Origin of the sequence: Brasilonema octagenarum UFV-OR1, from assembly GCF_963888615.1 — a bacterium.
Taxonomy (GTDB): Bacteria; Cyanobacteriota; Cyanobacteriia; order Cyanobacteriales; family Nostocaceae; genus Brasilonema; species Brasilonema sennae.
Genome location: NZ_CAWPKW010000233.1, coordinates 1 through 12,127, shown reverse-complemented (window position 1 = coordinate 12,127; position 12,127 = coordinate 1). Strand labels below are relative to the sequence as shown.

Annotated in this window: 11 protein-coding genes; 7 read left to right on the top strand and 4 right to left on the bottom strand. The window is 44.2% G+C overall.

Annotated features, from left to right (window positions below):
• On the bottom strand, window positions 1-246 hold the full coding sequence (locus AC5590_RS18815) for a peptidoglycan-binding domain-containing protein (RefSeq protein ID WP_169265020.1): 246 nt from the start codon (window positions 244-246) through the stop codon (window positions 1-3).
• A 135-nt stretch (window positions 247-381) separates the two neighbouring features.
• Window positions 382-1,206: a SirB1 family protein gene (locus AC5590_RS18810; RefSeq protein WP_169265019.1), complete on the bottom strand. Its 825-nt coding sequence runs from the start codon at window positions 1,204-1,206 to the stop codon at window positions 382-384.
• 497 nt (window positions 1,207-1,703) lie between these two features.
• Between AC5590_RS18810 and AC5590_RS18805 the strand changes: the two genes are divergently transcribed.
• From AC5590_RS18805 to recF, 7 genes are all read left to right on the top strand, one after another.
• A complete protein-coding gene (locus AC5590_RS18805) occupies window positions 1,704-2,285 on the top strand; it encodes a (2Fe-2S)-binding protein (RefSeq protein WP_169265018.1) in 582 nt (193 codons plus the stop codon).
• Window positions 2,286-2,317: 32 nt separating this feature from the next.
• Complete coding sequence (locus tag AC5590_RS18800; RefSeq protein ID WP_169265017.1) at window positions 2,318-3,316, top strand: FAD binding domain-containing protein; 999 nt, start codon at window positions 2,318-2,320, stop codon at window positions 3,314-3,316.
• Window positions 3,313-5,625: a xanthine dehydrogenase family protein molybdopterin-binding subunit gene (locus tag AC5590_RS18795; RefSeq protein WP_169265016.1), complete on the top strand. Its 2,313-nt coding sequence runs from the start codon at window positions 3,313-3,315 to the stop codon at window positions 5,623-5,625. Before AC5590_RS18800 ends, AC5590_RS18795 begins: the two co-directional genes overlap by 4 nt.
• A gap of 377 nt (window positions 5,626-6,002) precedes the next feature.
• A complete protein-coding gene (locus tag AC5590_RS18790; RefSeq protein WP_169265015.1) occupies window positions 6,003-6,254 on the top strand; it encodes a hypothetical protein in 252 nt (83 codons plus the stop codon).
• Between the two features lie 330 nt (window positions 6,255-6,584).
• Window positions 6,585-8,033 (top strand): F0F1 ATP synthase subunit beta, encoded by a 1,449-nt coding sequence (gene atpD / locus AC5590_RS18785; RefSeq protein WP_169265014.1) that lies wholly within the window; start codon window positions 6,585-6,587, stop codon window positions 8,031-8,033.
• 166 nt (window positions 8,034-8,199) lie between these two features.
• Window positions 8,200-8,613, top strand: a complete 414-nt coding sequence (gene atpC, locus AC5590_RS18780; RefSeq protein ID WP_169265013.1) for an ATP synthase F1 subunit epsilon — start codon at window positions 8,200-8,202, stop codon at window positions 8,611-8,613.
• A 279-nt stretch (window positions 8,614-8,892) separates the two neighbouring features.
• Window positions 8,893-10,092, top strand: coding sequence for a DNA replication/repair protein RecF (gene recF, locus AC5590_RS18775; RefSeq protein WP_169265012.1), 1,200 nt, complete (start codon window positions 8,893-8,895; stop codon window positions 10,090-10,092).
• 71 nt (window positions 10,093-10,163) lie between these two features.
• Here the strand turns inward: recF and AC5590_RS18770 are convergent, their stop codons facing one another.
• Window positions 10,164-10,892, bottom strand: a complete 729-nt coding sequence (locus AC5590_RS18770) for a hypothetical protein (protein WP_498823639.1) — start codon at window positions 10,890-10,892, stop codon at window positions 10,164-10,166.
• A gap of 418 nt (window positions 10,893-11,310) precedes the next feature.
• Complete coding sequence (locus AC5590_RS18765) at window positions 11,311-11,781, bottom strand: MgtC/SapB family protein (RefSeq protein WP_246163056.1); 471 nt, start codon at window positions 11,779-11,781, stop codon at window positions 11,311-11,313.
• Window positions 11,782-12,127: the final 346 nt, after the last annotated feature.

Below are 12,127 nucleotides of genomic sequence, written 5' to 3'. Positions count from 1 at the left end.
TTATTCTCTATTAGCTAAAGCCTCCCAAGTTTGATAACCCACAACTCCTGGAGGATCATTAATAAAGTCACGAGAATTTTGAAAGTCTTTGACAGCATTTTCTGTATTTGAACCAAAAATGCCGTCAACACCAATAGAGTATCCATGAAAGTTGTCTAAAAGTAGTTGTAAAATCTTGACAGCTTCACCTTGACTATTTTTGCTTAATTTGGGCATGTTTACAGTACCTAGAGCTTGTCCTGACATAAGTTTTAACTCCGTGAAAAAAAGGTCATTCCGTCAAAAAGTTCTTTCTAGTTTTAATAGATGTCAGTAAAATTTACTTATGCAGTGTAATTAAAATTTAAATATTTCTACCCCCTTCCAATGGTGGAGTATAACTTAAGACATTCTTTTAAGCAAACTCAGTATCTGTCGAATTGTAACAGCATCCTCGGCTTGGGGAGCTTTTATCAGATAAGTTTCCAAGTCGTTAGCAGCTTGAGCAAATAGACGGAGTTCATAGCACAAAAGACCGCGATCGCGCAATTCTAATGCCGCGCCAGGAAACAGTAGTAAAATCCGTTCAACGGCTGCTAAAGCTTTTTCCAACTCCTGCTGATTCAGGTAAATATATTTCAAATTCGCCAATATCCGTGCTAAAAACTGCTTCTTACTCACTGTTGCCAAAAATTCTGGTTGCAGCGGCACGGGTTGTTGATAAACTTGATTGAGGCGTTCTTGACAATCTTGTGGAAACATGACTTCCCCAAAATTGAACGCATCAATGAAAATCTCCGTATCTGGAATATCAGGACGAATCAGAAAATGTCCTGGCATTCCTACTCCTACTGTAGGAAAGTCTATTCTTCGGGAGACCTCCATATAAACAAGTGCTAAGGTAATAGGAATTCCCAAGCGACGATCAATGACATTATTTAAAAAGCTGTTGCGAGGGTCATAGTAATCTTTTTGATTTCCAGCAAATCCCAGATCATAATAGAGATACTGATTGATACTTTGAATAACTCGCAGGGGATATCTCTGGGATGGTAAGCGTTCTTCTAGCTCCACAGCCATTGTATCAAAAGCATTAAGATATTCCTCTGGGTCGATGTTGGGATATTCTTCCTGTGCAATATATAAAGCTGCCTTTGCTAAGTCAATATGCTCATCAGGCTGCTGAATTTGTTGCTCAAAATATTGCCGCGCTGACGAGAAGTTCATAAGCAGATGTTCTTGAATATACGTTCAAAAAAAAGACGAAAACGCGTATAAAGCTTTTTTCTAGTTCTATATTAAACTTGCTATTGCGATTTAAAAAATGGAAATTCAAAATTCAGCCGACAGTCAAGTCAAAAGTGGAACTGACAGTAGCTTTAGCACACTCCCGCTAGATTTACCTCTATCTTTTTCATCACTTTTACAGAAAAGTTAAATTTTTTAGAGATTATACTAAATCTGCTTTGAATACTATCTAAAAAGTATAAAGAAGTTGCTTGTCTGTGGTAGCTCATGTTAATGATACAGAGCTTAATATACGTTACCAATTATGTTGGACAAGCTGCTGTCGGTTATAAGTAAAAACAATCATTCACAAAATTAAACTTTTAATACGGTTAAATTGATGAAAATAAAACCATAGATGTACATAAATAGACTAATGTATCTATGTTCATCTGTGGTTATAAAATACCCAAGAGCCTTCTTAAAGGAGCGAGAACATGGAGAACACGAGCACAACTACGTCAAAACGCGTCTCAATACTCGACCAAATACCACAGTCAAATTCGCCCTCTCCCTCTTCTGTACCTTCTACTAGTACCATCCCAGTAACATTACATATCAACGGTACAGAATACAATTTGCAGATTGACCCGCGTGTCACTCTACTGGATGTCCTACGAGAATATATTGGACTAACAGGTACGAAAAAGGGCTGTGACCACGGACAGTGCGGTGCGTGTACTGTACTTAGTGACGGATATCGTATCAACTCATGCCTGACGCTTGCTGTCTCATATGATGGTGAGCAAATCACGACTATCGAGGGTTTAGCCGAGGGTGAAGATTTGCACCCAGTACAAGAAGCATTTCTCCACCACGATGCTTTTCAGTGCGGTTACTGCACTCCAGGGCAGATTATGTCTGCTGTGGGACTGCTCTTAGAAGGACACGCAAAAACTGACGCTGACATTCGCGAACAAATGAGCGGCAATATTTGCCGATGTGGCGCTTATGCAAATATTTTTGCAGCCGTTCGTGAATTGTGCGACGGCGAGGACAATTCTAACGCAAACGCCTGAGCACCTCAAGCAAAACAACGGAGGCAAAACGGATGAATCCATTTACTTATGTACGCGCCGCTAACTCAGACGACGCGATCGCAACACTCACTCGCGAGCCACAAGCAATGTTCATTGCAGGTGGTACCAACATACTTGACTTGATGAAAGAAGGTGTACATACACCAAGTCAACTTGTAGATATTCGCAAATTACCGTCTACAGAAATTGTCACTAAAGATAACGGTGGTATCAGAATTGGAGCGACATTGCGCAACAGCGATGCTGCATACAATTCGTTAGTTCAGGAGCGCTATCCTGTGCTGTCAGAAGCCATTCTTGCAGGAGCCAGCGCCCAACTACGGAACATGGCAACAGTTGGCGGGAACTTAATGCAGCGAACACGCTGCTCTTACTTTCATGACACAGCCTTCGCCTGCAACAAACGTCAGCCGGGTTCAGGCTGCGCCGCATTAGAAGGTTTCAACCGGATGCATGCAGTCTTAGGTACCAGTGAACACTGTATCGCCGCACATCCCAGTGATATGTGTGTTGCGCTAGTTGCGCTGGATGCAGTTGTGCAAACACAAGGACCAAGAGGCGAGCGGAGTATTCCCATCACCGACTTTCACCTGTTACCTGGTGAGACACCGCATTTGGAAACGGTACTGGAACACGGTGAGATTATTACAGCAGTTGATTTGCCAGAAATGCCATTAGCTTGGCGATCGCACTACCTAAAAATACGAGACAGAGCGTCTTACGCCTTTGCGCTCGTATCCGCAGCCGTAGTCCTCGAAATAGATGAGGAAGTGATTCGCAACGCGCGTATTGCTCTTGGTGGTGTAGGAACAAAGCCGTGGCGTTCATTAGAAGCAGAGCAAGTATTAGTCGGTGCACCAGCTACACAAGAGACTTTCACAGCAGCAGCAAATGCGGCGATGCGTGAAGCTAGACCATATCGACACAATCAATTCAAAATTGAGTTAGCAAAACGAACTTTGGAAGAAGCACTCAAGACCGTAGCAGCAATCTCAGGAGGTCAAGCATGAGTACAGGTATCATTTCCCCCCCAAAACAAAGAGAGCCGATTGTCGGTAAACCAATTGACCGTGTTGATGGACGACTCAAAGTTATGGGTGCGGCTCGCTATGCAGCCGAGATTCCGCAAGATAACATCGCTCATGCTGTTCTCATCCAGAGTACTATTGCCAAAGGTCGGATAATAGACATTGATACTTCTGAGGCAGAGAAAGCACCAGGTGTGCTTATTGTGATCACCCACCTCAACGCGCCAAAACTCAACTCAACGACCGATGAAAGTATGGTCAAAGGTAAGCTGGGTGAAAAGTTGGTGCCATTGCAATCAGACGAAGTCTTCTATGACGGACAACATATCGGCGTAGTTGTCGCTGAAACGTTAGAGCAAGCTAAATACGCTGCATCGCTCGTTCGTGTTAGTTATGAGGAAGAAAAGCCAAGCATTGAAATAGAATCAGAATCACCCAAGGCATATCAACCAAAACAGTTCTTTGGTTCAGAACTGCAAGTACAACGAGGTGATGTTGCCAAAGGTTTTGCCGAAGCTGAAGTGAAGATTGAACAGACTTACACAACGCCAATTGAACATCATAACCCAATGGAGTCGTCGGCTTCCATTGCCGTGTGGAATGGTGAGCAACTGACAGTTTACGATGCGACACAGTGGGTGATTGGTACCCGCAATATTGTCGCCGACGCGCTTGGCATACCTGAAGAAAATGTTTGTATCATATCGCACTATGTGGGAGGTGGATTTGGTTGCAAAGGTTTTACATGGTGGCACACTATCTTGGCAGCAGTCGCTGCACGTCTAGTCGGTCGTCCGGTCAAACTTATGGTCACGCGTCAGCAGATGTTTACCTCCTGTGGTCATCGTTCGCGCACTATTCAACAACTAGCATTTGGGGCGACAAGAGACGGAAAACTTACTGCCATTAAGCATGTGACAACAATGCAAACTGCCGAGGTAGATGAATTTATTGAGCCGTGCGGGTTGACAAGTATAAAATTTTATGCAGTTCCAAACTTAGAAGTGGCACATAATTTAGTTCGAGTCAACACTGGCACTCCAACAGCTATGCGGGCACCTGGAGAAGCACCAGGTATGTTTGCTTTAGAATCAGGACTTGATGAATTAGCGTATGAGTTAGGAATCGACCCTGTAGAACTCCGCATTATTAACCATGCCGATGTGCATCCCCATACAGGCAAGCCGTGGTCAAGCAAATATCTCAAGGAGTGTTACCAACTGGGTGCAGAAAGATTTGGCTGGTCACACCGTAACCCCAAACCACGTTCTATGCGCGACTCTGACTATCTTATTGGTTGGGGAATGGCCAGTGCAACCTATCCGGGGCTGCGTTCTCCAGCGTCAGCAAAAGCGCAACTTTTCGCCGATGGACGCGTTATCGTATCGAGTGCAACACATGATCTTGGTACAGGTACTTACACTATCATGACGCAAATCGTCGCTGATGTGCTTGGGCTAGGTGTCGAACGAATTGAATTTAAGCTGGGTGAATCATCCATGCCTGTAGCACCTGTTGCTGGTGGTTCGCAGTCAGCTGCAAGTGTTGCACCCGCTGTGCAAGGAGCCGCACAAGAATTACGTAGTCGGGTGATTCGCCTTGCGATTGATGACGAGTTGTCACCATTGTATGGAGTCGCCCAAGAGGCAATTTCAACCGAGAACGGACGTGTTTTCCTCAACAACGAGCCATCAAGAGGTGAAACTTACGCGGAACTTTTACAGCGTAATAATTTGCCGATAGTAGAAGTTGAAGCGATCGCAAACACTGCTGCCTCGGAGTCACAACAAGGAACGGACAACAAAGTCGTAAGAATCTGCGTTGGCAAAGATGAAAACTCCGACATGCAACAGTATGCATTTCAATCTTTTGGTGCACACTTCGTGGAGGTGCGCGTTCATCCACGTTTGGGACAGGTACGCGTAACCCGCTTTGTGAGCGCTATTGATGTTGGACGCATCCTCAACCACAAAACAGCACGGAGCCAAATTCTAGGCGGTATCACTTTTGGGTTAGGCATGGCATTAATGGAAGAGACAGTACTCGACCAACAAAGCGGTCGTTTCGTTGTGCGTAACTTGGCAGATTACCACGTTCCTGTGCAAGCAGATGTCTCTGACATTGACGTGCTATTCATTGATAAACCCGACCCACACATTAGTAAGATGGGCGTGCGCGGTGTTGGTGAAATCGGGATTACTGGCGTTGCAGCAGCAGTTGCCAATGCTATCTATCATGCAACAGGAAAGCGCATTCGCGAGTTGCCAATAACTCCTGACAAGCTGCTGTAAAGGCAATACAGTTGGTGATAAGCAATACAGTAGAGACGTTTTGCCAAAACATCTTTGTTTCTCGCCCCTCGTCCCCTGGCTAGAGCCATATATATTCAACAGCGCTCATCTAATTATATGTCCTAACGTACATGGCTATTGCTGTATAAGCTTGAACCGTTGAAGTAATCTCTGACACCAACATGGATTTAGCTGATGGAAACCGTCAGCTAAATCCATGTTTTGGTCATTTCTTTTTATGCAAAACCACGGGCTATCAACTTTACCTTCTACCAACGACTTTTGACCACACCCCTAAACGACACACACTAACCTGTAGACAGTTGTTGGTAACAGTTCAGAAATTGTAACCTTCTATGACTAGATTTAACTTAAACATGAAAATTGAGGATAAAAACAAATACAAAAAAGTTAAAGTTATAGTCTTATCTACAACTGCAACTGCTGCCATAGTCCTTGGTGTAATTGCATTGGTGTTGAGAAAGACTTCTTTTTTACCTTCATCAACACAATCAACTACAGCGCCTACATCAACTGTACAGCCAACCACAACGCCTACATCGTTGCCAGGTACTAGATATGATCATAACGATGATGACGATGATGACGATGATAACGATGATAACTGATAAGGTATTGTATGCCTTTTTGTTGTACGCTTATTTACGCTGTAATCAGTAGGCATGGTCGCGCCAAAATTCTTACACAGCAAGAAATACAGTTAGTTTTCACGATTGGATTTAACTGTGACCGTGATAAAACCTTCTTTGTTCAATCTGAACTTTTTTTAGACGCGGATATTGAGCATAACCTAATTACCGCTCAACAGCCTGATTCTTAAGGAGAAATTTAAGCGCAATAGAGGGGATCGTTCAGTGCTAATCTTGAAGAGACAAGAGCAAAATCTTATGTCCTTGAGGACCCGATCCCAAATATAGCTTCAATCATTAAGGCTCAGCATGGTCACCACAGCAGAAAAAACAAACATTGGTTACATTACCCAAGTTATTGGTCCGGTTGTTGATGTCAAGTTCCCCAACGGGAAAATGCCTCAAATCTACAACGCTTTGACTATCAAAGGCACTAACGAAGCAGGACAAGAAATTTCAGTTACTACCGAAGTGCAGCAGCTGCTAGGTGACAACCAAGTCCGAACTGTCGCCATGAGTACTACCGATGGCTTAGTGCGTGGTCTTGAAGTTACTGATACTGGCGCTCCTATCAGTGTGCCTGTTGGTAAAGTCACGCTGGGTCGGATTTTCAACGTTTTGGGCGAACCTGTGGACAATAGGGGACCTGTCGATTCTGAGGAAAAATTGCCCATCCACCGGGATGCTCCCAAATTCACAGACTTGGAAACCAAACCTTCCGTGTTTGAAACCGGGATTAAAGTTGTTGACCTGCTAACTCCCTATCGGCGCGGTGGTAAGATTGGTCTATTTGGCGGTGCTGGCGTAGGCAAAACCGTCATTATGATGGAGTTGATTAACAACATCGCACAACAACACGGTGGAGTGTCAGTGTTCGCGGGAGTAGGTGAGCGCACCCGTGAGGGCAATGACCTTTATAATGAAATGATTGAATCTGGGGTAATCAACAAAGATAACCTCAACGAATCGAAGATTGCCCTAGTGTACGGTCAGATGAACGAGCCACCCGGAGCAAGAATGCGGGTAGGTCTATCTGGGTTGACAATAGCAGAGTACTTCCGCGATGTGAACAAGCAAGACGTGCTGCTGTTTGTTGACAATATCTTCCGATTTGTGCAAGCAGGTTCAGAAGTGTCAGCTCTGTTGGGACGGATGCCTTCTGCTGTAGGATATCAGCCAACATTAGGAACCGACGTCGGTGCACTGCAAGAGCGCATCACTTCCACCAACGAAGGGTCAATTACCTCAATTCAAGCGGTATACGTACCAGCCGACGACTTAACCGACCCCGCACCCGCTACCACATTCGCTCACTTGGATGGAACAACTGTACTATCTCGGGGTTTGGCATCTAAGGGAATTTATCCAGCGGTAGACCCCCTAGATTCTACTTCCACCATGTTGCAACCCAATATTGTTGGCGAAGAACACTACAACACTGCTCGTGCTGTACAATCAACACTACAGCGTTACAAGGAACTCCAAGACATCATCGCAATTCTCGGTTTGGACGAACTGTCTGAAGATGACCGTCTGACTGTGCAGCGTGCACGCAAAGTTGAGCGTTTCTTGTCCCAGCCGTTCTTTGTGGCAGAAGTGTTCACCGGTTCTCCTGGTAAGTACGTGAAGCTGGAAGAAACCATCAAAGGCTTCCAGAGAATTCTTGCTGGAGAATTCGATAATCTGCCAGAGCAGGCTTTCTACTTGGTCGGCAATATTGACGAGGCAGTCGCCAAAGCCGAAAAACTCAAAGGCTAATATTCAGTGAACAGTTATCAGTGAACAGTTATCATACTAATTCTGATCACTGTTCACTGATACTTGATGACCGATAACCCTTCGGGTTCGCAGTCGCCTAGGTCGGGAGACCCGTCATTCGCGCTGGCTCACTGATAACTGATAATTGATAACTGATAACTGAAATATGACATTGACTGTTCGTGTAATTTCCCCAGATCAAACTGTGTGGGACGCCCCAGCTGAAGAAGTCATTTTGCCCAGCACCACCGGTCAACTCGGTATCCTCAGCGGACACGCACCACTGTTAGCAGCCCTAGATACGGGCGTTATGCGAGTGCGTGCTGAGAAAAATCAGGGTTGGACAGCGATCGCCCTGTTGGGTGGCTTTGCCGAAGTTGAAAAAGATGAAGTCACAATTCTAGTAAACAGTGCTGAGCGGGGTGACGCAATTAACATTGAGGAAGCCCGTGCTGCTTTGAATGAAGCTGAAACCCGTTTGAATCAAGTACAAGCAGAAGAGCGCCAAAGCCAAATCCAAGCAAACCAAGCATACAAACGCGCTCGTGCTCGTTTTCAAGCTGCAGGTGGTACAGTCTAGTTACTTGTAGGTAGGTTGCTCTATCTACAAATTGTTCTCTGACAGAAGTTTCCAGCAAGTCTGAAGGAACATGAGGTTACTAGGAGGCTTAGCTTGCTTTCTACCATACTTTAGGCGTGGCTGTAGACTAATGTCTGAGGACAGATACTACCTCGGAGTGCATTATTAGCTTTTGCCAGTTCTGCAGTGCGTTCAAGGGACGGCTTGTCACAGGCGATTCCTAAAGGAAAGCTCCGCTAAAGTCAAAGCAGTAAGCAATCCGGGGAGTCTCAATAGCATATGTACCTGAAAACCCTTCATCTGCGACAATTTCGCAACTATAAACAGCAGCAAGTTGAGTTTAGTGCTCCCAAAACAATTTTGGTAGGCAATAATGCTCAGGGCAAGTCCAATTTGTTGGAGGCGGTGGAATTGCTGGCAACATTGCGATCGCACAGAATGGCACGCGATCGCGATTTAATTCAAGATGGAGAAACCATAGCCATGCTTGTTGGCACTTTAGAGCGACAAACTGGCATCAGTGACCTTGCTCTCACCTTGCGTCGAAATGGTCGCCGTACCGTTGGTTTAAATGGTGAAACTCTGCGGCGTCAAATGGATTTTCTTGGTGTCCTGAATGCAGTACAGTTTTCTAGTTTAGATTTAGATCTTATTCGCGGTGGCCCTGAAGGTCGCCGAAACTGGCTGGATACTCTGTTAATCCAACTTGAACCTGTCTATGCTCATATTCTACAGCAATATAACCAGGTTTTGCGGCAGCGCAATGCCTTCTTGAAAAGCACTTTGCAACACCAGTCGCCATCGTTACGGGAAACGGCTGCGCGTCCACAAGAAAAACCACTGCATCTGACAAGTTCAAAAGCCCAAACTCCACAACATTCTGAGTTAGATATTTGGAATGCACAGTTGGCTACGACAGGAACACGGGTGATTCGACGACGCGATCGTGCCATACAGCGACTAGCCCCTATTGCTAGTGCTTGGCACGCTAGTATCAGTGGTGGTACAGAAATTCTACAACTTAAGTACTCACCCAATGTTTCATTAGACCAGAACAATCCAGAGCAAGTACAGCAAGCTTTTTTAGAAAAAATAGAGCAGCGTGCTTGGCAAGAGTTACATCAAGGTACAACCCTTGTTGGTCCTCATCGTGACGAAATAGAATTGACAATTAATCAAACACCATGCCGTCAATACGGTTCTCAAGGTCAGCAACGAACCCTAGTACTAGCCTTAAAGCTAGCAGAATTGGAACTTATAGAACAAGTGGTTGGCGAACCACCCCTGCTACTACTTGATGATGTCTTAGCAGAACTTGATCCATCTCGACAGAATCAGCTACTCGATGCCATTCAAGATCGTTTTCAAACCCTAATCACCACAACTCATTTGGGTTCTTTTGATTCACAGTGGCTAAATTCCTCGCAAATTCTTTGTGTGGATTCTGGTAAGATATCAAAAACAGTTATTGGTTATTAGCCAGAATGCTTTCTCTGTCTGTATTCTGGATTTAGCTACAAATTTGGTTCCCTTTCGAATGCATCAGATTTCTAGTTTGAAAGCCGAGTGCCATCCCATGGACAATATTTCCATGACACGTGTGCAGGCTTGCCATTAGGACACATTCTTGGCACAAAAAGCGAATTGAAAGGAAACTCAAATTTTATTTGAGACTTTTGAATACCCCTTCTATCTCCAAGGGATACCCTTAGTTCTCCGGGTTCATAAGGTGAAACTAGACGTCTACCTGAAGAATCAATATCGCTATACACAAATAACCAAAAATTATCACCCATCTGACCTGCTATTTGTGACAACATTGGGCGAATAGTCTCTTTAAGAACATTCATAAAATTACTATTTTTTTCTACTAACTTTAAAGTTCTTAATTGTCCATCACGACTAACATGTATAACTTTTAGCCCTCTTCGTACCGTTTCTTCAGGAAAAAAATTAAAATTCAAGTTTGTTTGAGGAGATGACTCTGCTTGTACGACGGCAAGGATAAATACTGAACCAAGCTCTGACTCTAGCAATTTTTTTACCTCAGGAGAAACTTGTTTATCATGTGATAATGAAGCTTTCCAATACTCGAATGGCATCCAAAGTACAGCGTTCAAATTGTTACTGCTTATATCAGCCTGATAGATTTCTTTAAATAACTCATTGATAGGTATTTCCTTGTCCGTACGCCGTTCCAAAGCACTTGCCGCAGTAGCACTAACACCAAATAGTGTTGCTAGAATCATTAAACTTATACACTGTTTTTTTGATATCATTAACTAAATTTTCCATGTAATTATTGCATCTTAATATTTTACCTCGTTACCGTTCGATAGATCAATACGGTTCAGTTAAGCCTGTGTTATAATATGCAAAAAAATCATCATAAGCTAACTATATTTAATGAGTTAAGTAAGTCGGCGTTTAAAAATGAATCTATATAACGAAACGTCAAGTAAGCAAATAGTTTAGAAATAGCTCATTTGACAGTTTTTTACCAAACGAAACATACATACATAGATAGATAGGTTTTCTCGTGCCGACTTACTTATAAATTAGAAATCATCAATTAATAAGTAAGTGGACATAAATAATCGTAAACATGTCCGCCGCGTATGCCCAGAGGGCACGTTAAGGGCGAATGCTTCACTCGCTGCAGACATTAAACACATCTGTCCACTTATTTCACTAATCCTACTTCTCAAATCGTTTAAAAACGTTTAGAACTAACAAAGACAAGGAAGCTGCTATTAATCCTAATTGCCACAAACCACATCCAGCAGCAATACCCAAAGCCGCACAAACCCAAATAGCTGCTGCTGAGGTGAGTCCCTTAATTTCAGTTCGCCCTGATTCTTGGGAAGATGGACGTACAATTTCTCCTGCACCAAGGAATCCTACACCAGCAGCAATACCCTGAATCACTCGCGAGAGAGCATCACCATTTGGTTTATCTGCACCTGTCAACAAAGATACGAGAGTGAACACAGCTGCACCAAAACTCACTAGCATATGAGTTCGCAAACCACCTGGTTTGTGTCTAATTTGGCGTTCTATGCCAATTATTCCCCCAACGAGTAAAGCAAGGCACAACCTAAAGGTGATGTTTAACCAATCATTAGCCGGAAGATAGTAGATGCTGCGCAATGGGAAATCCTTGTCCATTCTTGATAAAGATTAATATACAATCACTGGTGTACTTACTTGATTTTAGCGAAGCTAAGCACACCTCAAAGAGCTTTCTTGAGAGCGCCCGACGGGCGGCGCGCCACCCGCAACGAATGAAAGAAACACCTTTTTCCCTAACACCCCTACACCGTTCGGCGCTCGCGCTCTAGGCGTTGCCCTTACACCCTTACACACGCCAGATACCTAGGTCGGGAGACCCTCCTGCAGTACTGGCTCCCCTACACCCCTGTGTTTCTTCAAAGTTCCTTCCCTACGCAAGTAATTTGACCCTATGGCTAACGCCACGCCTTACGGTGAGTCCAGCGCTGCGGGAGGGTCTCCC

Bases quoted from the DNA above. Each gene is read 5' to 3' on its own strand.
- atpD (WP_169265014.1), top strand. From the start codon at position 6,585: ATGGTCACCACAGCAGAAAAAACAAACATTGGTTACATTACCCAAGTT.
- atpC (WP_169265013.1), top strand. From the start codon at position 8,200: ATGACATTGACTGTTCGTGTAATTTCCCCAGATCAAACTGTGTGGGAC.
- AC5590_RS18815 (WP_169265020.1), bottom strand. From the start codon at position 246: ATGTCAGGACAAGCTCTAGGTACTGTAAACATGCCCAAATTAAGCAAA.
- recF (WP_169265012.1), top strand. From the start codon at position 8,893: ATGTACCTGAAAACCCTTCATCTGCGACAATTTCGCAACTATAAACAG.
- AC5590_RS18770 (WP_498823639.1), bottom strand. From the start codon at position 10,892: ATGATATCAAAAAAACAGTGTATAAGTTTAATGATTCTAGCAACACTA.
- AC5590_RS18805 (WP_169265018.1), top strand. From the start codon at position 1,704: ATGGAGAACACGAGCACAACTACGTCAAAACGCGTCTCAATACTCGAC.
- AC5590_RS18765 (WP_246163056.1), bottom strand. From the start codon at position 11,781: ATGGACAAGGATTTCCCATTGCGCAGCATCTACTATCTTCCGGCTAAT.
- AC5590_RS18810 (WP_169265019.1), bottom strand. From the start codon at position 1,206: ATGAACTTCTCGTCAGCGCGGCAATATTTTGAGCAACAAATTCAGCAG.
- AC5590_RS18795 (WP_169265016.1), top strand. From the start codon at position 3,313: ATGAGTACAGGTATCATTTCCCCCCCAAAACAAAGAGAGCCGATTGTC.
- AC5590_RS18800 (WP_169265017.1), top strand. From the start codon at position 2,318: ATGAATCCATTTACTTATGTACGCGCCGCTAACTCAGACGACGCGATC.
- AC5590_RS18790 (WP_169265015.1), top strand. From the start codon at position 6,003: ATGAAAATTGAGGATAAAAACAAATACAAAAAAGTTAAAGTTATAGTC.